Genomic DNA, 22,532 nt, shown 5'->3' on the forward strand with positions numbered 1-22,532 from the left:
GTGCTTATCATTGTAGCATAACAGGCTAACGAGCAATTGAACCTGACCTAACGGTTGCATGAACATATGCTGAATCTGTTAAGCTTGAGTTAAGGAAGAACTTGAAATGATCGAGAATGAAAGGATCGCGTGTAATGAAAATAGACCGGCTATTAGCCATAACCGTCCTGCTTCTGAACCGGGGGAGACTGAGCGCCAAGGAGTTGGCCGATCGGTTTGAAGTATCAAGCAAAACCATATATCGCGACATGGATACGCTATGCCAAGCCGGGATCCCGATTGCGGCCCACCAGGGAATATCCGGCGGGTTTGAAATTATGGAGCATTATATGATTGACAAGTACTGGCTGTCCGCCGAGGAGATGAGTGCGCTGGTTACAGCGGTTAAAGGGATGAGCAGTGCACTGGAGGATCAGCAGATGGGCATCCTGCTTGAGAAGGTAAAATCGCTGCTGCACAGGGTAGAGCAGGGGCTTGGCGATGAATATCGAAGGGAACCGGTGGTCATGGACTTTCAGCCTTGGGGACAGCGTCAAGGACTGAAACCGGCCGTGGGCTTGCTCAAAAAGGCTATTCAAGAAAAGCGCAGGGTCGTGATGGAGTATATCGATAATCGGGGCAATGCGGAGCGAAGAACCATTGAACCGGCATCCCTGATTCTGAAGGGCAATATTTGGTATGTACAAGCCTTTTGCCTGGAGCGGGAAGACTTTCGAATCTTTCGGTTATCGCGCATGCAGCATATCGAGATGCTGGATGAGACTTCGGAGACAAGAATGATACCGAGTATGGAACGCTTGGAATGGGAGTCCTCTTGGTCAAGCGCGCTGGAGCAGGAGACGGTGCTGCTATTCGAAGCTGCCGCGCGTCAGCGGGTGGCGGATATTTTTCCGTCCGAACAAGTAACCGTCAACCCGGACGGCTCTTTACGCGTTCGAGTGTTATACAAATTGGATGAATGGTTTTACAGCATGATACTAAGCTTTGGTGATCAGGTGCTGATTGAGGAGCCAGGCGAAGCGGCGGATGAAGTGAAACGAAGAGCGCAATTGATTATGCAGCGCTACGTTAACCAGGACAGATAGATGTCCACGTTACCTCTTTAGAATAGAAATATATTCATCTCAAGGAGGAAACAACATATGAGTCATAGCCAACAGCAGAATCAAAGTGAACGATGGATCGAGACTAGACCCGCCATGTCCATTCAGGGTGTCGGCGTTCGAACGACGAATGAAGCGGAGGCAGGACAGCAAGGCAAGATACCGCAGTTATGGGATCGGTATTTCCAAAGCGGGGTGCAGACGCAATTATATGATAAGGATCAAGCCATCTATGCGTTGTACACGGATTACGAAAGCGACGCGTCCGGGGCATACACCTTAATTATTGGCAACAGGATAGATGAAGCTGTGGTAGTTGCGGCTTCTACCGAGGAGCTGCAGCAGGCGGCCGTCCCGGCAGCCAAGTACATGGTATTCCGGACTAGACGTGGTCCTTTGCTGGAAGTCGTTCCGCAGGTGTGGCATGAAATTTGGAGTTATTTCCAGCAATCAGCCGATAAAAGGACGTATACCGGGGATTACGAACGCTATGACATGCAGCAGTTTGATCCTGCGAATACTGTGGTGGACGTATATATCGCGATTGAATAGGAGTTAATATCGGCAGGGCGTTCCAGTGCCTGGAGTGGAAAGCGACTATTCTTCGGATGATATGACCTAACCCGGGAATACGCGATATTGGCCAATGATGAAGAAGAGGGTGATCCCGCAGCGGGATTACCCTCTTTATTTTACAATCCGGAGCCCGGCTTCTTGATCATCGTTATGAACGTAGTGCCGCCATAATCAAACGTTGCAACTTCCGAGAAGCCCAGCTGGGTATACAAGCGAATGGCTCGTTCATTGAATTTGGCAACGGTCAGCCGAAACGATTGGCGCTTGTGAAATTCAGCGATGGATGCCAGCACGAACGAGAGAAACTCTTTTCCCCGGCCTTGTCCGGTCGATTCCGGTTTCATCCCAAGTCCGAAATCCAGCAAATCCTCGTCATATGCACCTAACGGGATTGCGATCGGAATTTGGGCTGATGAGCCTGTACAGCAAAAGCCGAAGAGCTGCCCTACCTCGTCCAGTATGGCGTAATACGAACACTCCAGAAGTTCTTTCCGGAACTCCTCATCCGGTTCGCTGTTGTAGAAATCATAGGGAGGTTCATAGCTCCATTGCATAATTTGATCGGCATACGTTTCGGTCATGGCCGTGATACGAAGAGGCATTATTCTCATCCTTTGGGTTTGTTGATATAGGTTTCTTCCCTATATCCTTATTTCGATTTGGAAGTGAAAAAACCTTCTCTTCCGCGTACATGGCCGGGCATATGCCCGCCATGCCGAGAAGAGAAGGTTTTCTTTTGTCACAGCGACCATTCATGATCCGCTGGCATGGGTCTGCACCACATGCTGCCTGCGGTAGGCGCCCGGCGTCATGCCGACGGCCTTCTTGAACGTCCGGTTGAAGGAGGTAATGTTGAGATAGCCGACACGCTGGCTGATCTCATTGACGGTCAAGTCCGTGCATGCCAGCAGTTCCTTCGCTTTGTTCATACGGATGCCAAGCAGATGGTCGCTGAAGTTAAGACCGGTCTTCTCCTTGATATAGACGGAGAGGTAGGCGCTCGACAGGTTCAGCTTGGCTGACAGATAGTCGAGAGACAGATCATCGGCATACTGGTTATGGATAATGTTCATGAACATGGCGATGAGCGGCTCTTGGCCAGTATCCTTTTTCTTGCGAATGAGGGCGCAGGAGGCTTCGACGAGCTGACGGAATACCCCTTGGTAATCTGTTATGCAATGGCATTCTGCCAATCTTGTGCTCCACTGCTTTAAGGATTGGACAGATGTTTTGTCAATCTGCGCCGTCTCCATATAACTTAGAATCTTGGAAGCGACCGAATCGGCGAAGAAACGGAATTGCGAGATGCCGGCCTCCTTGCGCTGCATGGCCTCGAGCGCCTGATCGATGATTTGCAAGGAACGGCTGTCGCTGCCGGATTGCAGCGCGTCAAGCAGTCCTTTTTCCTTAGACGGGCTTAGGTTGACAGTGTTTGGAAGGACCCGCTGCTTGGTTACCATCTGTGATTCCTCCAAGAGTTGTGCCTGTGCGGTCAGTCCTTTGACCTGATGGTAGGCTTGATTGAATTCGGACGAATGGCTCACTTGGGAACTGACGGCGATGGTGACAAGGAACAATTCCTTTTCCTCATTTAACATGTCCTTGATTTCCTGCAGCAGTTCCTCCAGGCGGGCGGCTTCCTCCCGTTTAAAGATGGATACAATCTCATTCTTTTCGATCTGGAACGTGTGGGATCCCGGATAGCGTTCTGCCGTGATCAGATGAATATGCTCCAGCATATGGCGGACGGCCTGATCGGTCTGGAGGGGGAGCTCATAAACCGGATTCATCCGGAAACGGATGTGATACAGAACCACGATAAAGCTTCCGTCGTCCGACAGGAAATCCTCCCACTCGCTAATATCGGTATTGATGCTCTTCAGCTGACTAATATAAGAGTAGCTGGTTAGAACGGATTTATGCTTGTTCATGCGCTCCCGTATTTCTTCCTTCTCCCGGAACAGCTCTTGAATCCGGTTCTGGATCAGATCGTATTCGGTGATGCTTCCGGATTCCGGCATGGATGAGCTGTTGGCTCTGTTCAGCACGGTTGTTAAAATCTGCTTCACCGGCTTGTGCAATCTGCGACTCAGGAAAAAGGAAGCGGCAAGGGCCACGCCAAGCGACAGGCAGAAGATGAGCAGCAAACCGCCGGTTAACCGGCTGAGCTGCGAAGAGACATGGCTGTAAGGCACGGCGGAGACATAGGTCAGTCCATCGGACCCGGCTTCGGCAAAATAGTAGGTTCCATCTTTGAGTACGGCCTTCTGTCCGGCTTCAAACGTCGGAAGCTGATCTTGGTTCATGGAGCCCAGCGTATAGAGCACTTGGCCTTCGTCATTCAGAATGGCGAGTGCACGATCATCGGATTCGCCGAAGAAGGACTGAGCGGCCTTGTCGATATCGATAAGGGCAATGACCTCATAAGGACTGTCCGGCTGCTTGTAGACAAAAGGCATCAGTGTTTTCTCGGACAAATCGTTGTTGACTCGATAAGTGGCCGCAGGGAGAAGTTTGAAGGATTCCTGAGGGCCCTCGTAGCTGCTCCAGAACGAATAAGGATACCTCGGGCTTGCATAGGAACGATTGAACATATAGGAAGCATCGCCGCTTCCGGATTTGCTCAGTACAAAATCAAACTCCCGGAGATAAATCAGGGTATCCTCCAGAAAGAACAGCGGGTTATAGATATCGCTCCGCATCTGCATCATCACATCTCGAGCCTTCAAGTAATTGACTTCGTTTCCGGCCTGGTGGCGAAGCTGATTATTGAAGCCGATTAATTCGGATTGATTGTATATATCGAACATTAATACCTGCAATCTGCTGAATTGGTTGTTGAACCGCTCTGCCGTATCGTGAACCGCCTGCTGGCTCGTATCGATGATTTCTTTCTGCAGGCTGGTCTTAAAGAGTTGGAAAATGACCGTATAGAACAATCCGAATAACACGATGATGGCCAGAAAGCTCAGAAAAATTTTAAAGAATACACTGCGGCTTTTATGTCTGATCCAATTCACAGCCTTCCCCCCTTTATATTTTTCTGACGTTCAAGGTTTCACAACATTATATAGGACAAGTGTTAAGGATTGTGCCCGATTCATGTTAATCGTTCGTAAAAAATGGATAGTCAATATTTTAGATTTTAAGCAATGCTTTAGGAAAACGGCGCTTCTGCCCATCCATCCAATGAAAGGCGAGACATCATTAAAATGGTCAATACCCCATATGCGTTCGGGTCGTTTATGATGCAGACGTGGACCTTTAAGACACACGAAGACGCATAGACGAAAGAGGGGGGATTGCCGATTTTACAACGTCATCTAAACACCTTGGAAGCGCATTCAAACATTCGCAGGAAAAGTGCTTGGCGAAGATGGATGATGCAGGTTCGCAGAAACTGGCAGCTGTACGCTTTATTTGCACCAGTTCTGTTATACTTCATTGTATTTCATTATGTACCCATGTATGGCGTCCAGATTGCATTTAAGGATTTTATTGCGAACAAAGGGATTATGGATAGTCCATGGGTAGGCTTCAAGCATTTTGAACGCTTTTTTGACAGCTTTTATTTTTGGCGCATTATCAAAAATACGATGGGCATCGGGTTATATGAGCTGGCGGTCGGATTTCCGATTCCGATTATCCTGGCATTGATGATTAATGAAGCCAGATCGGGCCGGTTCCGCCGATTTGTACAAACCGTAACTTATGCACCCCATTTCTTATCTACGGTGGTCGTCGTCGGTATGATCATGATGTTCCTGTCGCCGGTCAGCGGCCTGGTCAATTCGATTATCACCTCCTTCGGCGGAGAGCCGATCGCCTTCATGACGGAGCCATCCTGGTTCAAGAGCATCTACGTATGGTCCGGCGTATGGCAGGGTATGGGCTGGAGCTCTATTATCTACTTGGCGGCACTCGCCGGGATTGATCCGCAGCTGCATGAGGCGGCCAAGGTGGATGGAGCAGGCTGGTTCCGGCGAATATGGCATATCAATCTGCCGGGCATTGCTCCAACGATGACCATTCTGCTGATTCTGAACATCGGTTCCGTTCTGGGCGTCGGCTTCGAGAAGATCTTCCTGATGCAAAATTCACTCAATATGGAAGCGTCTGACGTCATTGCTACGAATGTATACCGGAGTGGTATACTGGGTGCCCAGTACAGCTTCTCGGCTGCGGTTGGCCTGTTTAACTCCGTTGTAAACTTCATCCTGCTGATTACCGTAAACCGGATCGCCCGAAAAGTCAGCGAGAACAGCCTATGGTAAGGAGGAATGATGCGTATGCCGCAAAGCCGAAGTGAACGAATAGCCGGAGTATTTATTTACATTATACTATCTTTTATCACGCTCCTTGTACTGTATCCTTTATTTTTTGTACTTATTGCTTCCATTAGTGCACCAGAAACGGTCATGCGAGGGGAAGTATGGCTCTGGCCCAAGGAGCTGTCATTTGTCGGATATGAGCGGTTGTTTGCCAATTCGGAGCTTGTACGAGGATTTCTGAACACCTTGCTCTATACCACGACGGGAACGGCGCTGAATGTTCTGATGACCATTGCGGCAGCCTATCCGCTCTCCAGGGTTGATTTCAAGGGTCGACATGTATTTACACTAATCATTGTCTTTACCATGTTCTTCAGCGGTGGGATGATCCCCAATTACTTGCTGGTGAAGGAACTGGGAATGCTGGATACGATTTGGGCCATCATTATTCCTTCGGCCGTATCGGTGTGGAACATTATCATCATGCGGACCTTCTTCCAGAGTTCCATTCCGAAGGAAATGCAGGAGGCCGCGTTCATTGATGGGGCGTCCAATATGCGGGTACTGCTGCGGATTGTGCTGCCGTTATCCGGACCGATATTGGCCGTGATGGTGCTGTTCTACGCCGTAGGTCACTGGAATTCGTATTTCAGCGCGCTGATCTACTTATCTGATCGTGCCAATTATCCGATGCAGCTGTTCCTGCGCGAGATTCTGGTACAGGGACAGATGCAGGAGATGGTGGATATCAGCGATGATTCACTGGCGCGAAGTCTGATGGACGCGGAAGCCATCAAATATGCGGCGGTCATTGTGACGAATCTGCCGATGCTGCTGCTGTACCCGTTCCTGCAAAAGTATTTTGTGAAGGGCGTTATGATTGGTGCAATTAAAGGTTGATTACGTACATTTCATGAGGAGGAATTGAATTTTATGGTGATGAGAAAATGGACTTCACTCACATTGGCAGCTGTACTGGCAGCCGGATTGCTGGCAGGCTGCGGTAGTAAAAGCGGGGAAGGTGCAACGGATAAGGGTGAGACGCCGCAAGCCAATTTTAACGAGACCGGCATGCCGATTGTGAACGAGCCCCTCGATCTGACGTTCTTCACGGGCAAGTCGCCATCAAACGGGAGCAAATTTGAGGAAACACTCGTATGGAAAACCTATCAAGAGATGTCCAATGTGAATGTGACCTGGAACCTCATTCCATTCGATACCCTGACCGAGAAGCGGAACTTAGCGCTGGCAGGTGGAGATTATCCGGATGTATTCTACTCCGCAAGGGTCAGCTCCGCAGAGTTAACCCGTTATGGGGAGCAAGGAGTATTTATACCGCTGAATGATCTGATCGATAAATACGCACCAAATTTCAAAAAGCTGATGGAAGAGTACCCGGATATTCGAAAAGGGCTGACGATGCCGGACGGCAACATTTATTCCCTGCCTTCTTTCTACGATCCTGCGCTGCTCTCCATGTTGATTGGTACACCGATTTGGATTAATCAGGAGTGGCTGGATCAGCTCGGGATGAAAGAGCCGCAGACGACAGAAGAATTCTATGCGTATTTGAAGGCGGTAAAAGAAACCGATCTAAACGGTAACGGAAAGCATGATGAGATTCCTTTCGCTTCAGCAGGCATAACCGGAATCATCGATCACTTGAAAGGCTCTTGGGGACTTGGCACAAGCGGACTTGGCCATAAATTGGTGGACATAGATCCGGACACAGGAAAACTTCGCTTCACCAAAGCTTTGCCGGAGTATAAGGAAATGCTCCAGTTCGTAAATAAGCTGCACCAGGAAGGACTGCTCGATAAAGAGATCTTCACGATTGAGGGCGGCGCATTGAATGCCAAAGGGCAGGAGGGCCTGCTCGGTGCCACAATTGTGCCGAATCCGGAGATGGTGATGGGTCGCAAAGAATACATCGGGCTCGGGGCGCTTAAGGGACCGCATGGTGATCAGCTCTATTCCCACGTCAAAGTGCCGATGGTTCACGTAGGTGCATTTGCGATTACCGATAAGAACCCGAATCCGGAAGCAACGATCCGCTGGATGGATTACTTCTACGGGGATGAGGGTGCCCAGTTCTATTTCATGGGTAAAGAAGGCGAGACATTTACGAAGAACGCTGACGGTCAGCTGGAGTATGTGAAGGAGATTACGGAGAATCCAAATGGATTAACGCAGGATCAGGCGTTGGCCAAGTATTTCACTTGGCTCGGGGGCAGCTATCCGGGCTTTGTGCGGGAGAAATGGTTTAAAGCCTCGGAGACACGACCTAACGCCATGGCCGCAGCCGAAAAGGCAGAGCCGTATGCCGTGAAGGAGATCCTGTACAACTTTAACTTTACATTGGAGGAAACGGACGTCATGACCTCGATCGGTAAAGATATCGAGGATTACGTTAAGGAAATGGAAGCGAAATTCGTGAACGGCTCGGCCTCGTTCACCCAATGGGATGAGTATGTGAATACGCTCAACAAGATGGGACTGGACCGATACATGGAGGTTTACCAGGCCGCTTATGAGCGCTACCAGGCGGAGTAAGTAGTAAGTAACAGTTAGATCCTTTAAAAGACGCGGTGTGGAGAGATTCCTGCATCGCGTTTTTTGCCTGCTCAAATAATTGGTGAAACATCCCAAATGGGGTGATAAGATCAGATTACGGTAACAGAACTGAGAATATCAATTTACAGGAGGAGGGCGAAGTCAGCCGCGTGAGAATCGTTTTAATTGTTATAGGTGCGTTCAAAGGGCTGGCCCATTGGTTTTTCAAACCTAGGCGAAGATATACCTCAATTAAGAAGGTCGAATGGATTGTTGAGCGATTGATTCAAGGCTTCCTTATCATGTGGGCGATTCTGTTCATACGTTGGGTTATATTGATAATTATAGCAACGATGCGGCATTTTGGAGCCTTTGATTAGGCTGGGAAAATCTCTTGATCAAGTGCCGTCCTCTTCAAACCGTTCGGGTAGTTTGCTTATTTTAAAGAGCGACTGTATATGATAGGCTTACACTATGTTACTGTATTCATCTATTTAAAGGAGAAGTCCATGCAGCATAGACCATCTTTAGAAGCTCAAGTGTACGACACGATTCGTGATAATATGATCAAGGGTGAATACTTGCCTGGAACCATGCTGTCAGAGAACGAACTGGCTAAAGAGCTCGGTGTTAGTCGGACCCCGGTACGGGCAGCCATTTCCATACTGGAAAAGGAAGGTTTGGTTGAATCCTTTAAGGGCAGAGGGGTGCTTGTGAAGGAAATTTCCTTCCAGCAATTCTATCAAATCTTTGAGGTGCTTGTATCCATGCAGTTATTCGTCATGGATATAGCCATCGAACGAAAGCTGTCCTTCGATCTGGAGACCCTTCGTCTCTGTCTGGATCGGCAAAAGGCTGCACTGGAACAGAATGACAACTTCGGATATTACGATAATTCCTTGCTGTTCACGGAGAGCATTTTGCGGACGCTCCGCAATGATTATATGGTGGGTGTCCTGGGCATGTACAGGACCAAGTTTCTAACCAAGATGGTATCCCACCGCAAGCGCTATCCGGATGATAAACCGGAATGGGCCATCGCAACCAACAGTTTGATGTATGAGAGGTTATGTCTGCATGACGTAGCTGGTGCCAAGAAGGCACTGAGCGAGCAGTATCATTATATGGCCGAGAAACTGATGTGGGGCAGTATTTTTTAATCCGCTGTTTTTCGGAGGAATCCAAGATACATCTATTTCAATAATGTAAAATGTATGCTTCCATCAAGGTATTACTGGAAGCATACCAAACAACGCTTTTTGGGCTGTTTCGACACCCCGGAAGGCTTTTTTTTATGCTTACGTGACAGGATTTCATGTTTGATTCCTTCATTTTACGGGATACATTCAATGCTGGAAAATTAACAATGGAATAACATAGTTCTTGTTTTCAACTTACATACAACCTGCATACTTGTTGTTGAAGCGATGAAAACAACCATTTCCGAAAGAGGGTATGATCATGAAGCCATTTCAGTTACAGCACATGAATGGAGAGCATGCGGTTTGGTTTGCGTCGGAGAGCGGGACGACGGATCGGCGTCCGTGGTTTGGGGAGTTGAAGGATATTCCAACAGAGGATTTCAGCTTCGCGGTATTAGGTGACCGATGCGGTATGGCAACAGCGGGCGTATTTGAAAAGGCGCTCGAGACCGTGCGTGATTTGAAGCCGGATTTTGTGCTCAGTGTCGGGGATTTGATTGAAGGCTACTGGAGAGAAGCGTCATCTGCCAGAGCGGAATGGGATGAGATCGACCATCTTATCGAAGCAACTGGTTTGCCCTTCTTCCAAATAGTCGGCAACCATGATTGCGGCAGTCAAGTGATGCTGGATGTATGGAGGGAACGGAAGGGTTTAGAATATTATGCTTTTCGTATCGGCGATATCCTCTATCTTATGCTGAATACGGAGGACCCGCCGTCTGAGCTGCCTGATGCGTTTATAGACATTATTAAAAAAGCAACCTTTCAGATACAGCATGACCCAGCGAGTACGGACGAGCATATGCAAGCATTTTACCAGGACATCTTGACTCTTTTGCCTGAAGATCAGCTGCAAGATCTGGGACGGATTGAGTTGTCGATCAGCGATGAGCAGTTGGACTTTGCGAGAATCATACTGGAGGAGAACTCGGATGCCAGATGGACCTTCGTGAGCATGCATAAGCCTGGCTGGAAATCGGAAGATCCGCAGTTCAAAAGGCTGGAGGAAATGCTGGGTTCCCGATCGTATACGACTTTTGCCGGACATTTGCATGCCATGGAGTACAGCTCGGAAGGGAATCGGGAATATATTCAGCTTGGCAGAACGGGGGGACATGCTCACGGCACCGGCCCTGAAAGTCAAAATGTGATGCTGTGGGTCAACATGCGTGGCGGCAAGCCCTCCTATCGTGTTATTCAACTGGATGGTGTGCAGGAAGCGGGAATTTATAAACCGAGTTCGTCGGGTCAACATTTAGAACCTCAGGAGGTATAAACGATGCAGGATACGGTGTTCTTTGTTCACATGACGGATACCCATATTAATATTCCGGGGAAAAATCCATTATTTAAAATCGATGCTTCTCAAAAGCTGCGTGATGTTTTTACCGAGCTGGAAAAGCTGGAGCGGAAGCCTGATTTTGTTGTGATCAGCGGTGATTTGACCCAAGACGGCAATGTCGAGGATTACAGCTATTTACGGCTGCTGCTGGAGGAAGAGATGTCTAAACTCGGTGTGCCGCTGTATCTTGCACTGGGGAACCATGATTCCCGTCCATATTTCCGGGAGGGTTATCTGGAGGAAGAGCCCACTGAAGAATCCTATTATTATTCGGTCATGGAATCCGGGCTTCGGCTCATCGTGCTGAACACCCAGGTTCCAGGGTCGAATGAGGGTCATCTGGATGAAGAGCAGCTGGAATGGCTGCGGGAGACTCTCTCCACTCCTGCACCGAAGGGAAGCATCATCGTGCTTCATCATCCCGTGGTGCCCACACCCACAGCTCTAATGGACAGCCACCTGCTGTGCAATCCGCAGGATCTGGCAGATGCCATTGCCGGCAGCGATGTGATCGGACTGTTATCCGGGCATATTCACGTGAATAACATCGGACTGTTTGAGGGGATTCCAAGCGCGGCGGCTACCGGCGTAGCCTTCGGCATTGAACCGACAGCAGCGCATAGCATGAAGTTTATTGATAACAGCGGCTACAATCTGGTTTTGGTGAAAGACGGCCGGATGATCGTTCACCCGATGGCGATGCCTGGTGAGCAGCGGCTCGTATTCGAATGGAAGATGGAGATGGAACAAGCTCATTCGTAAGCAGCTATTAAAGCCCCTCCCCCGAATTAATCTACATATAAAAGGAGATGGAGTATGAAACAACATAGCAAAAAGTGGACGGCAGCTGCCCTGCTGCTTACGGTATTGACCTCTACTGCCTGCGGCAATGCCGGTTCGACGGAGGATACAGCCAGTGCTGCATCGGACACGAAAATCAAGGTTTCGTTCTATAGCTACAATCTGGCCATCGCAAGCCAGGTGCCAGGTACCGAAAAGCTGATTCGGGAGTTTGAAGAAGCTCACCCGAATATCGATATCGAACCGATTCCGGTGTCTTCGACAGACATCAATTCCAAGGTACAAGCCGATATTGTTGCAGGTTCCACGCCGGACATCGCCCAAATTACATTCGATGGCCTGGATTTTGCGGTTAACAATTTCAACGCAAAACCCCTGGAGGATATCGTTCCCGCCGATGAATTGGCATCCAACTTTCAGGGCTTCTCGGAGAACGGCTTGAAGCTGGGTCAGCTGAACGGCAAAACCTATGGTCTTCCGTTCACCTTCAGCACCCCGGTGTTGTTCTATAATGCAGATCTCTTCAAGAAGGCAGGTCTTGAACCGGAGCAGCCACCGAAGTCCTGGGAGGAAGTGAAAGAGTACGGCCTTCAAATAGCCAAGTCATCCGGTGCATCCGGGGTTCATGTAGGAGGAGCCACGGGCGGGGACTGGATTATTCAAGCCCTCATCGGAAGCAATGGGGGGCGCGTATTGTCCGAGGACCGGACGACTCTGCAATTCGGACAGCCTGAGGCCATTGGCGCTATTCAAATGTGGCAGGATCTGATTGCCAGCGGCGCAAATGGCAAACTGAACGACGGCGAAGCGATCGAAGCATTCAGTCAAGGCAAGGTCGGCATGCTGCTGTTCACGAGTGCGCTCCAAAGCTCACTGCTTGCAGCAGCAGAAGGTGGCGGGTGGGAGCTGAAAGCCGGCAAAATGCCGTCCTTTGGCGACCAGGTGACAACGCCGGTCAACTCCGGCAGCGCTTTGTTCATTCTATCGGACGACAAGGATAAGCAGCAGGCCGCATGGGAATTTCTTAAATTCGCTACAAGCGAACGCGGTTATACCATCATTACGTCGGAAATTGGGTATTTACCCCTTCGGCCAGCCATTGTTGACGACCCTGCCTACCTCAAAGACTGGGTAGAAGCCAATCCGCTCATAAAACCGAATCTGGAGCAGCTGGAGAGCTTGAAGCCATGGGTGTCCTATCCGGGAACGAACTGGAAGCAAATCGAGACGATTCTGAATGACGCGGTATCAGAGGCTATTATCAGTCAAGGTGACATAACACCGATTATGCGAGGTGCCGAGGAGCGGGCTCAAGCCTTAATGCCATAGCGAAGGAGATGTAAGCGAACATGAGTTATGAGATTGCCGGAGCCCCATCTTCTGCTGCTCCCTCCGCCAAGACCAAGGATCAGGCTAAGCTGAAGAAGCGATTAAAAGGATTCAAGCCGTATTTGTACATGCTGCCAGCCCTGTTTTCCCTTGGCTTTTGGATTTATAAACCGCTGGTGGAAACATTCCGGCTAAGCCTCTATGAGTGGAACCTGCTGCCAACGTCACCTAAAACCTATGTGGGAACGAAAAATTTCGAGCAGCTGTTCTCGCTTCCGGAGATGGGGATATCCATCTGGAACACGCTTCTGTATATGATTGGTGTACTCCCGTTTTCCATTATACTGCCGCTATTTATTGCTATTGCGACGGACAATATCGGGAAGAGGTCACGAAATGTGTATCGTGCGCTCATTTTCCTTCCGATGATCATGGCTCCGGTGGCGGTTTCTTCGGTATGGCGCTGGATTCTGCATCCGACGAACGGCATATTAAATCAAACGCTGGGCCGGTTTATTCCGATGGATGAGCCCATCCGCTATTTTACAGATGAGCGTATCGCGATATGGAGCATTATTTTTATAACAGGATGGAAAATGATCGGTTTCAGTACACTGATCTTCTCGGCTGCGCTCACAGGCATTAATAAGGAGTATATCGAAGCGGCCAGAATGGATCGTGCCAACGGATTCCAGGTTATATGGAGCATTATCCTGCCGCTGCTGTCGCCAACGATTCTGTTTATGACCATGATGAGCACCTTGTTCGCTGCGGAATGGACCTTCGCGTATATCAATGTTCTGACACAAGGCGGCCCGTTCAACTCGACCACGAATATTTATTATCTGCTCTGGACCTATGGATTTCAGACCTTTAATATTGGCTCAGGTTCCGCTGCTGCCGTTATGTTCTTCCTGGCTTTCGGGCTCTTGGCCTTTGGCTTCATGAAATTAACGAAGAAGCTCTCATTCTATGATAACTAGAGGAGGAATGTAAGCGTGCAGAGGTTATATACTTCAATGAAAGATCGAATATCCTCCATAGGCCAACATGCGCTGCTTCTCTTGCTTAGCTTTTTGGCTGTATTTCCGCTCTACTGGATGGCGGCTACCTCCTTCAAGCCGGAAGCGGAGGTATTCTCGGCGAGCCTGCTGCCTGCCCAATGGACCTTTAACAACTATGTACAGGCCTGGAACGCGATTCCGATGGCCCGCATGCTCAGCAATTCCATGCTGGTGGCAGTCAGCCAAACATTATTGCAGCTGCTTACAAGCATATTGGCAGCGTATGCGATGGTGCGGTGGCAATTCAGGGGTAGCCGCCTGATATATGGTATGATTGCCTTAACCTGGCTTGTGCCGTTTCAAGTCATTATGATACCTAATTATGTGGTCATCAGCGGTCTCGGATGGAGAGATTCCTTAATGGGGCTCATTGTGCCGAATATCGTTTCCGCCTTTGCGATTTTGCAGCTGTATCATGCGTTTAAATCATATCCCAAAGCACTGATTGAGGCGGCTCATCTGGATGGAGCAACCGACTGGGGTGTGCTGTGGAGAACCATGATACCTAACCTGCGTTCCTCCATTGCTTCTATAGGAATTCTGCTGTTTATCACGGTATGGAATGATTATTTCTGGCCGCTGCTTGTGACAACCAAGCTGGAAAACTCAACGGTACAGAAGGGGCTTCAAATGTTCATATCGTCTGATGCCAATATGTGGGGACCTCTCATGGCGGCAACTACGATTGCCAGTTTTCCAGTGCTGGCTATTTATCTGGTACTGCAGAGACAAATTATTGATTCCTTTGTAAAGGGTGGTCTGAAATGACAATTCAGCAAGATGTGAGTATGACACCACAGGTGGTTCCGCTGGAAGGGGCATTTAATGTACGTGATCTTGGCGGGTATCGTACCGGGGATGGGCGAATCGTAAACCGGGGACGTTTCTATCGGGGAGATGGACTGCACAAGCTAACAACTCAGGATCAGAAGGATCTGCTCAGCCGGGACATAACAACGGTGATCGATTTGAGAAATGCGAAGGAGCTGGAAACTGCCGTTAATGTGTTTGCCTCGAATTCGAAGGTTTCCTATTATAATGTGAGCCTGCTTAATCCTGCTCATCCATCCGGAACGATGATTAACTCCTTAGGTGACCTGTATGTCATGATGCTCGATATGTGCGGTCCGTTATTTCGTGAAGTGATGATTCTGATGGCTGAGTCAAACGGCGAAGCTGTGTTGTTTCACTGCTCGGCCGGCAAAGACCGGACAGGGATGATATCCGCGCTGCTGCTTGATCTTGCAGGTGTTCCCAAGGAGACGATCATTGAGGATTATGCATTGACCAGCCAGTGTCTTGCACCCATCATGGATGAACTGCGGTTAGGACGACCGGCCGGTATCTCAGCTGAGGACTATGAGAAATTCTTAGGCTGTGACCCGGCTTATATGGAGCGGATGATGTCACATCTATACAGCCGTTACGGCGGTGCGTTAAGCTATCTTACCAGCATTGGTGTGCAGCAAGAGCATTTAGATATACTGAAAAACAAGATGATCGGGACGTAGATGCTCTGATTATCCTGAAGAATGAGGCTGAAGCCGCTGACAATGTAGTGACCCCCAAAAGTTAGACACGGTTATTTCATTAGGCAGCTTTCTCAAAATGAGTTCGGTACTGTACCGGACTCATTTTTAATTTTGCCTTTAACCGTTTGGTATTGTAGTATCCAATATATTTTTTTAGTTCTTCCTTAAAATGTTCCACACTTTCAAACTCTTTGTAGTACAGAAACTCCGACTTGAGAATGCCGAAGAAATTCTCTATGACGGCATTGTCGTAACAATTCCCTTTTCGTGACATGCTTTGGAGAATGCCTCTCGACTTAAGCGCATGGCGATACGGCTTCATTTGGTAATGCCATCCTTGATCTGAATGAAGGAGAAGTTGGTGTTCTTCCGGCAGACGCTTCAGTCCTGCATCCAGCATCTCGGATACTAGAGAATAGGTTGGTCGTGAACCCATGGTATAGGTGATAATTTCCCCGTTGAATAAGTCCAAAATGGGCGATAGATACAGCTTTTCTCCAAATAACTTAAACTCCGTAATGTCCGTCACCCATTTCTCATTTGGCGCCCCAGCCGTGAACTGGCGGTCCAGATGATTCGGTGCAATCTTGCCGACGGTCCCTTTATATGACTTATACTTTTTCATGCGAACCAGGCATTGAAGGCCCATCTTCTTCATGAGCCTCTGAACCTTTTTGTGGTTAACTTTCCACCCTCGGACTGCCAGTTCATCACGAATACGGCGATATCCGTAACGTCCATCATGTTCCACGTAAATGGACTGGATTTCAGCCCCCAACTCGGCATTCGGATCGGGTTGGTTCATACGCTTTATAAGGTTGTAATAGGTGCTGCGCGGGATACCAGCCAGCTGTACGAGTGCCTTCACCGGATATTTATGCCTTAGTTGCCAGACGGCTTGTGCTTTGTCTTGTTTGGTGATTTTTCCTTGTTTCGAACTAAGGCATTCAACTTTTTTAGATACTCATTTTCCATTTCAAGCTGTTTGATACGTTCTTCGAGTGCTTCGACAGACCCTTGAACTACGGATCGTCTGGTAGACGAATTGGAATTTTTCTTCATGGATGGACGCCCTTTCTTTGTTGGCTCAAGGGCTTCTAAACCGCCTGTCTCCATCTTTTTCTGCCAGGAATACAACATGGAGAAGTCCGGAAGCTTAAACAAAGCAGCGGTATCCATGAGAGAAGCGTCTGATTGAGCCATATGATTGAGTACGTCCAGTTTAAAGCTTGCCGGATAATTTGTATAGCCGTTAGTAAAAGCAGTCTCCCCATGCATCTCATAGAGCTTCAACCAATATTGGAATTGAGACTTGGTTACGCCCATTTGATTTGCGTATTCTGTCTGAGATAGAAGATCAGAGTCATACCCTTGAATTAATGCCAATTTGCTATCCTTAGTAAATTTAGTCATAAAAAAACTGCACCTCCAACTGTTAGATGTGTCTAACAATTGGGGTGCAGTTCACAATGATGTCGCGGCTTTTTTGCTGCTTAGCGTCCATTTTACACAAACCGTGACTGATATTGAGCATGCGTTAACACTTCTTCCTTACACTTGGAATTAAATAAGGATAGAAGAGGGGATATGGAGTTGAAGCATAAAAGCATGAAAGTAGTCTCGCTGTTGATGGCGGTGGAAATCACGATGGCCTCTTTATTTTCGGCAGGCACCGTGATGGCTGAAGAGGGACAGGAGATACTCCAGACGGCCAGCGCGGAAACAGCATCACAAGATGCAGCTATCGATATCGCTGCCGTTGATTTCGGCATTACCGATAAGATCTTTCCGGATGCGCATGCAGAAGAGGCATATACGGTAACCGTTGATGTGTATGGTGGACAAGCGCCCTATACCTTCTCGGCGACGGGTCTGCCGGCAGGCTTTAACATTGCGTCTGATACAGGATTCATTACGGGTACGCCTGCTGCTGGGCAAGAGGGCGAATATACCGTTGAGGTAACGGTGCAGGATAGCGCAGCCGTACCTGCGACCGCTCAGTCGCTTGTGAAATTGCAAGTATTGGGGAAACGCCCAGATCCGGTGGCTGACAAGCTGGCCATGAGGATGATCGGTCATTATTCCGTAGGGACCTCCAATAAGGATGGCGGTGTGGCGGAAATTGTAAAATACAACAAAGATAATGGAAAGCTCTATCTAGTCAATGGTTCAACCCAGCCGGCAAGTCTCGAAATCGTGTCGCTTGGCGCTGACGGCAGTTTGTTGAAGGACAAGCAGATCAATGTAGAAGATTTGGCGAGCACGGGCGGTTTCCTGTATGGAGACTTGACCAGCGTGGATATCAACACTAAGACGAAGCAGGTTGTGGTCGCTGTACAGGAGCAGGATCATGCAAAAGCCGGCAAGGTTTTGGTACTTGATTATGACGGCGGCTTGATCAAATCTTATGAAACCGGCATCCAGCCGGACATGGTCAAATATACGTCCGATGGCCGTTATATCCTGACGGCGGATGAAGGCGAGCCTCGTACGGAGACCGCTCCTGATCCGGAAGGAAGCATTACGATTATCGACACATTATCAGGCGAAGCAAGTCATCTGAAGTTTGATGACCCGTCGATTATTGACGATCTGGTACATATTCGCGGAACTGTGGAAGCGGACGGGCAAATTCGCAGCACCGGAACCAAAGCTGAAGCGATTCGTGATCTGGAACCCGAATACATCTCTTTGTCCGAGGATGAGCTCACGGCTTATGTCGCCTTGCAGGAGAATAATGCAATCGCCGTGGTCGATATCGCCGCGAAGCGTATTCAATCGGTCAAAGGGCTCGGTTATAAAGATTTCAATCAACCAGAGAACCAGCTCGACCTCCTGAAGGATGGACAAATCAAGTTTGAGAACGTTCCTTTTTACGGCATGTATATGCCGGACGGAATTGCGACCTACAGCGTGAACGGACAGCAGTATATCCTGTCCGCGAACGAAGGGGATGCTACTGGCTGGGATGACCGAAGCAATGAAAGCAATATTGGCAAAATGAAGCCTAGTCTGGATCCGTTGTCTCCGGCAGCTCAATTTTTGGCTGACAAGGGAACCACCTATGACAAGGTTGAAGTTGCCAGCGATATGGGCACTGGAGGGCTATATCTGTATGGGGGTCGTTCATTCTCCATCTGGAATGCAGCCGACATGTCCCAGGTGTACGACAGCGGCAGTGACTTTGAGAAGATTACGGCCGAGCGCTTGCCGAATCATTTCAATGCCAGCAATGACAAAACTGATCTGGACAGTCGCAGCGCCAAGAAAGGACCTGAGCCGGAATATGTTGCCGTGGGTAAGGTCGGACAGAAAACGCTGGCTTTTGTCGGACTGGAGCGCATTGGCGGGGTTATGACGTATGATGTCACGAATCCATCCGATCCTGCGTTTCTGAACTATATCAACACACGGAATTTTAACGGCGGTATTGAGTCGGATTCCGGCCCGGAGGGACTGGACTTTATTCCGGCCGCGGACAGCAAGACAGGACGACCGCTGCTGCTGGTCGCTAATGAGGTCAGTGGAACGGTGGCCCTGCTGGAGCTCCAGGTGACCAAAATTACGCTGGACAAGACATCGCTGAAGCTGAGTCCAGGCGGCGCACCGGAACTGTTGCAGGCGAGCGTGGAGCCGATCCAAGGCGGTTCAACCGAGCTGGCTTGGAGTTCCTCCAACGAAATGGTAGCTGCCGTAGACCAGAACGGCCTGGTCACGCCGGTCTCCGCAGGGGAAGCGGTGATAACCGTCCTGAGCAAGGATGGCTACGGATCAGCGGAAGTACCGGTTAAGGTTACGGACGGTTCAGTGGATGGAGAACCGTGGAAGTTAACAGTGATGCATACCAATGATACCCATGCGCATTTGGCGGAAGTGGCCAGACGGGCCACGCTGGTTCAGGAGGTCCGAAGCGAAGGCGGGAACAGCCTGCTGCTGGATGCAGGGGATGTATTCTCCGGCGATCTGTATTTCACCAAATGGTTTGGGCTGGCGGATCTGGCCTTCATGAACTATATGGGTTATGACGCAATGACGTTCGGTAACCACGAATTCGATCAAGGAACCAAGACGCTTGCAGATTTCGTGAGCAAGGCGCAATTCCCGCTTGTCAGCGCGAATGTGGATCTTAGTCAGGATGCTAACATCTCGCACCTGATTCGTAAGCCGGCGGTGATCGATACCGATCAGCCAAAGACAACGGCAAATAACGGGGTATATCCATACGTAACATTGCTGGTTGACGGCCAAAGGGTCGGGGTATTCGGCCTAACGACCGAGGATACGGCCGAGACGTCCAGCCCGGGGAAAGACGTAGTCTTCCGCAATGCGGTGACTTCGGCCCAGGCAACGGTTGAAGCGATGGAGAAGGACGGGCTTGATAAGATCATCGCCTTGTCTCACCTGGGTTATGCCAAAGATCAGGCGCTGGCCGAGGCCGTCGAAGGCATCGACCTCATTGTCGGAGGCCATACCCATACGACGCTCAATGCACCGGAAGTGGTGATGGACAATCAACACGGTACACCAACCGTCATCGTGCAGGCGAATGAATGGGGCAAGTTCCTTGGCCGGGTAGACCTGCAGTTTGACCAAAACGGCGTTGTTCTCGTTGGCGACGGCGAACTCGGCGGCAAGCTGATTCCGGTAGATAGTACGGTCCAGGAAGACACGCAGGCCAAGGATATGCTGGCTCCTTACAAAGCGGAATTGGAAGAACTGATGAAGCAGGTTATCGGTACTGCAGGCGTCGTACTTGACGGCAAACGCGAGAATGTCCGCTCCAAGGAGACGAATCTCGGCAATCTGATTGCGGATGGCATGCTGACTAAAGCCAAAGAGCTTAAAAATGCTGATATTGCCCTCACCAATGGTGGAGGTATTCGCGCCGCAATCGATGAGGGCGAAATCACGATGGGCGAGCTGCGTACGGTGATGCCTTTCGGAAATACGCTGTTTGTTATGGACGTCACCGGACAGCAGCTGAAAGACGGATTGGAGAACGGAATAAGCGGTGCCAAACTGGCGGATCTGCCAGGAAAGTTCCCGCAAATCGCCGGGATGAAATTCAAATGGGATCCTAGCGCTCCGGCAGGCGATAAAGTGTTCGACGTACAGATCATGAAGGACGGAAGCTACAAACCTCTGGTATTGACCGAGACGTACCGGATGGCAACGAACAGCTTTGTAGCCAAGGGCGGGGATGGATATAAATCCTTTGCCGATGCGATTGCCGAAGGAAACTACAACGAGGATTTGGGTTACCCGGATTATGAAATTTTCATGGAGTATGTGAACAAGCTGGGCGGTAAGGTTACGCCTAAGGTCGAGGGTAGAATTACGGAGCAGAAGAAACCGGCGAATCCGGGCGACGGCTCTTCTCCTGGATCAGGATCAGGCGGGTTGGGAGGCGGCTCCGTAACACCGCCGGTATCACAGTCTAATCCTCCTTCCTCTGGCGGAAACACATCATTGCCAAACGTAATGGCAGGCAAGGATCTGAATATAAGTGATGCAGGCGGAGCAGTGGACCGCATTACGGTGAAGGAAGAGGCGTGGAAGAAGGCAGTTGCCGGATTGTCTGCGAACGGGAAGCAGGAGCTCATTATTCGAGCTCCAGAGTTGAACCGTGCCGCCGAGTTATCCCTTTCGGCAGCAGATCTGAAGTTGGCCATGGAACGGAATTCGAATGTGACCCTGGTGCTGGAGACCGCGCTTGGCGCATTCCGTCTTCCAGTAACGGCTCTACATTTGGATGAGGCTTTGAAGCCGGCACAAGGCTCCGGGAGCATCCAAGTGAAGGTATCCGTGGCTCCGGTAGCAAGCAAGGTAGCGGATGCTATGACAAGCAAGGCAGCTTCCATGGGCGCCTCGATGTCAGGAAGCGGAGCGCTTCAGTTTGGCGTAGCGGTTGGAGCACCAGGCGCAGAGCAAGAACGGAAGGATTTCGGGAAGCGTGTAATCAGCCGCATCCTGCCGTTGCCGGCAGGGACAGCTTCGAATTCGGTCACTGCTGTAATTTTTGACGCAGATGCGGGAAGCTTCCGATTTGTACCGGCTACAGCGACGACGTGGAATGGTAAACCGGCTATCGAAGTGAAGCATGCCGGAAACGGCATTTACGCACTGCTGCAGTATAAGAAGACCTTTGCCGATCTAAACGGCCACTGGGCGAAAGCGGAAATCGAATCCATGGCTTCCAAGCTGCTCGTGAACGGAGTTAACGCTAACTCGTACGCGCCGGGCAAAGTAATCACGCGAGCAGAGTTTACGGCTATGCTGGTCCGCGCGATGGGACTTAGTCCGGTCATCGAGAGCGGAGCATTCAAGGATGTTCAGGATGCCTCCGGTTATGCCGGCGAGATCGGCGCAGCGTTGCGTTACGGCTTGATCGAGGGCGGCACTGGGGGGGCCTTCTCGCCCAATGCCAGCATGACTCGAGCGGAAATGGCTGTCATGATCACCCGGGCCATGGAGGCGGTGAATCCGACAAGCCTATCGGATCAGGGTGCGAATGCCATTATTGAATTCAAAGATCAGGCATCCATCCCTGCCTGGGCGGCTGCCTATATTGCCAGACTTACGGAGCAAGGCATCCTGCGGGGTGACAACCATGGTCATTTCGGAGCACTCGATTCGGTTACCCGTGCGCAAGCGGCACTTGTTCTGAAACGTACTTTGGCAGCATTGAAATTTATGAACTAAGCGAAGCAGGAATTCATTAGAAATTATAAGACCGTCCTTAAGGTTGCTGTGAACTGT

16 protein-coding genes are annotated in these 22,532 nt (G+C 49.8%); 13 read left to right on the forward strand and 3 right to left on the reverse strand.

The features are described 5' to 3' along the window. Positions 1-134: 134 nt before the first annotated feature. Positions 135-1,085, forward strand: coding sequence for a helix-turn-helix transcriptional regulator (locus tag AC0VZ8_RS06765; protein ID WP_475486449.1), 951 nt, complete (start codon positions 135-137; stop codon positions 1,083-1,085). A 57-nt stretch (positions 1,086-1,142) separates the two neighbouring features. Beyond that, a complete protein-coding gene (locus AC0VZ8_RS06770) occupies positions 1,143-1,655 on the forward strand; it encodes a GyrI-like domain-containing protein (RefSeq protein WP_475486450.1) in 513 nt (170 codons plus the stop codon). A gap of 140 nt (positions 1,656-1,795) precedes the next feature. Here AC0VZ8_RS06770 and cpaA read toward each other — a convergent pair whose 3' ends face one another. Together cpaA and AC0VZ8_RS06780 are read right to left on the reverse strand one after the other, a co-directional pair. After that, positions 1,796-2,281, reverse strand: coding sequence for a capreomycin N-acetyltransferase CpaA (gene cpaA / locus AC0VZ8_RS06775; RefSeq protein WP_260067006.1), 486 nt, complete (start codon positions 2,279-2,281; stop codon positions 1,796-1,798). Between the two features lie 150 nt (positions 2,282-2,431). Beyond that, positions 2,432-4,699 carry a helix-turn-helix domain-containing protein gene (locus AC0VZ8_RS06780; RefSeq protein ID WP_475486451.1) on the reverse strand — a complete coding sequence of 756 codons (2,268 nt, stop codon included), beginning with the start codon at positions 4,697-4,699 and terminating at the stop codon, positions 2,432-2,434. A 363-nt stretch (positions 4,700-5,062) separates the two neighbouring features. On the opposite strand from AC0VZ8_RS06780, the gene AC0VZ8_RS06785 reads away from it, so the two are divergent. From AC0VZ8_RS06785 to AC0VZ8_RS06830, 10 genes are all read left to right on the forward strand, one after another. After that, positions 5,063-5,953 carry an ABC transporter permease gene (locus AC0VZ8_RS06785; RefSeq protein ID WP_233355163.1) on the forward strand — a complete coding sequence of 297 codons (891 nt, stop codon included), beginning with the start codon at positions 5,063-5,065 and terminating at the stop codon, positions 5,951-5,953. 15 nt (positions 5,954-5,968) lie between these two features. Next, positions 5,969-6,850: a carbohydrate ABC transporter permease gene (locus tag AC0VZ8_RS06790; protein WP_071221163.1), complete on the forward strand. Its 882-nt coding sequence runs from the start codon at positions 5,969-5,971 to the stop codon at positions 6,848-6,850. Between the two features lie 33 nt (positions 6,851-6,883). Then, positions 6,884-8,503, forward strand: coding sequence for an extracellular solute-binding protein (locus tag AC0VZ8_RS06795; RefSeq protein ID WP_475486452.1), 1,620 nt, complete (start codon positions 6,884-6,886; stop codon positions 8,501-8,503). Between the two features lie 509 nt (positions 8,504-9,012). Next, positions 9,013-9,663, forward strand: coding sequence for a GntR family transcriptional regulator (locus AC0VZ8_RS06800; protein WP_071221160.1), 651 nt, complete (start codon positions 9,013-9,015; stop codon positions 9,661-9,663). A gap of 301 nt (positions 9,664-9,964) precedes the next feature. Next, on the forward strand, positions 9,965-10,981 hold the full coding sequence (locus tag AC0VZ8_RS06805; RefSeq protein ID WP_475486453.1) for a metallophosphoesterase family protein: 1,017 nt from the start codon (positions 9,965-9,967) through the stop codon (positions 10,979-10,981). A gap of 3 nt (positions 10,982-10,984) precedes the next feature. Beyond that, positions 10,985-11,809 carry a metallophosphoesterase family protein gene (locus AC0VZ8_RS06810; RefSeq protein ID WP_475486454.1) on the forward strand — a complete coding sequence of 275 codons (825 nt, stop codon included), beginning with the start codon at positions 10,985-10,987 and terminating at the stop codon, positions 11,807-11,809. Between the two features lie 54 nt (positions 11,810-11,863). Continuing rightward, a complete protein-coding gene (locus tag AC0VZ8_RS06815) occupies positions 11,864-13,177 on the forward strand; it encodes an ABC transporter substrate-binding protein (RefSeq protein WP_475486455.1) in 1,314 nt (437 codons plus the stop codon). A 20-nt stretch (positions 13,178-13,197) separates the two neighbouring features. Next, the gene (locus AC0VZ8_RS06820; protein WP_475486456.1) at positions 13,198-14,160 is read left to right on the forward strand and encodes a carbohydrate ABC transporter permease; all 963 of its coding nucleotides are present in this window, start codon (positions 13,198-13,200) and stop codon (positions 14,158-14,160) included. Between the two features lie 15 nt (positions 14,161-14,175). After that, the gene (locus tag AC0VZ8_RS06825; protein ID WP_235613139.1) at positions 14,176-15,009 is read left to right on the forward strand and encodes a carbohydrate ABC transporter permease; all 834 of its coding nucleotides are present in this window, start codon (positions 14,176-14,178) and stop codon (positions 15,007-15,009) included. After that, on the forward strand, positions 15,006-15,752 hold the full coding sequence (locus AC0VZ8_RS06830; RefSeq protein ID WP_475486457.1) for a tyrosine-protein phosphatase: 747 nt from the start codon (positions 15,006-15,008) through the stop codon (positions 15,750-15,752). The genes AC0VZ8_RS06825 and AC0VZ8_RS06830 overlap by 4 nt, the downstream gene beginning before the upstream one ends. 79 nt (positions 15,753-15,831) lie before the next feature. Here AC0VZ8_RS06830 and AC0VZ8_RS06835 read toward each other — a convergent pair. Then, positions 15,832-17,186, reverse strand: a protein-coding gene (locus tag AC0VZ8_RS06835) for an IS3 family transposase (protein WP_475483739.1) whose coding sequence is annotated in 2 segments (ribosomal slippage) — positions 15,832-16,733 and positions 16,733-17,186 — 1,356 coding nt in all. Because the reading frame shifts where the segments join, the coding sequence is not laid out codon by codon here. A 174-nt stretch (positions 17,187-17,360) separates the two neighbouring features. Between AC0VZ8_RS06835 and AC0VZ8_RS06840 the strand changes: the two genes are divergently transcribed. After that, a complete protein-coding gene (locus AC0VZ8_RS06840) occupies positions 17,361-22,475 on the forward strand; it encodes a choice-of-anchor I family protein (RefSeq protein ID WP_475486458.1) in 5,115 nt (1,704 codons plus the stop codon). The last annotated feature ends 57 nt before the right edge of the window (positions 22,476-22,532 follow it).

This window comes from Paenibacillus sp. QJM3NY_38 (assembly GCF_056173265.1).

What these genes read in the sequence shown, in the direction of transcription:
- AC0VZ8_RS06765 (WP_475486449.1), top strand. Translation starts at nt 135, where the DNA reads ATGAAAATAGACCGGCTATTAGCCATAACCGTCCTGCTTCTGAACCGG.
- AC0VZ8_RS06770 (WP_475486450.1), top strand. Translation starts at nt 1,143, where the DNA reads ATGAGTCATAGCCAACAGCAGAATCAAAGTGAACGATGGATCGAGACT.
- cpaA (WP_260067006.1), bottom strand. Translation starts at nt 2,281, where the DNA reads ATGCCTCTTCGTATCACGGCCATGACCGAAACGTATGCCGATCAAATT.
- AC0VZ8_RS06785 (WP_233355163.1), top strand. Translation starts at nt 5,063, where the DNA reads ATGCAGGTTCGCAGAAACTGGCAGCTGTACGCTTTATTTGCACCAGTT.
- AC0VZ8_RS06790 (WP_071221163.1), top strand. Translation starts at nt 5,969, where the DNA reads ATGCCGCAAAGCCGAAGTGAACGAATAGCCGGAGTATTTATTTACATT.
- AC0VZ8_RS06795 (WP_475486452.1), top strand. Translation starts at nt 6,884, where the DNA reads ATGGTGATGAGAAAATGGACTTCACTCACATTGGCAGCTGTACTGGCA.
- AC0VZ8_RS06800 (WP_071221160.1), top strand. Translation starts at nt 9,013, where the DNA reads ATGCAGCATAGACCATCTTTAGAAGCTCAAGTGTACGACACGATTCGT.
- AC0VZ8_RS06805 (WP_475486453.1), top strand. Translation starts at nt 9,965, where the DNA reads ATGAAGCCATTTCAGTTACAGCACATGAATGGAGAGCATGCGGTTTGG.
- AC0VZ8_RS06810 (WP_475486454.1), top strand. Translation starts at nt 10,985, where the DNA reads ATGCAGGATACGGTGTTCTTTGTTCACATGACGGATACCCATATTAAT.
- AC0VZ8_RS06815 (WP_475486455.1), top strand. Translation starts at nt 11,864, where the DNA reads ATGAAACAACATAGCAAAAAGTGGACGGCAGCTGCCCTGCTGCTTACG.
- AC0VZ8_RS06820 (WP_475486456.1), top strand. Translation starts at nt 13,198, where the DNA reads ATGAGTTATGAGATTGCCGGAGCCCCATCTTCTGCTGCTCCCTCCGCC.
- AC0VZ8_RS06830 (WP_475486457.1), top strand. Translation starts at nt 15,006, where the DNA reads ATGACAATTCAGCAAGATGTGAGTATGACACCACAGGTGGTTCCGCTG.
- AC0VZ8_RS06840 (WP_475486458.1), top strand. Translation starts at nt 17,361, where the DNA reads ATGGAGTTGAAGCATAAAAGCATGAAAGTAGTCTCGCTGTTGATGGCG.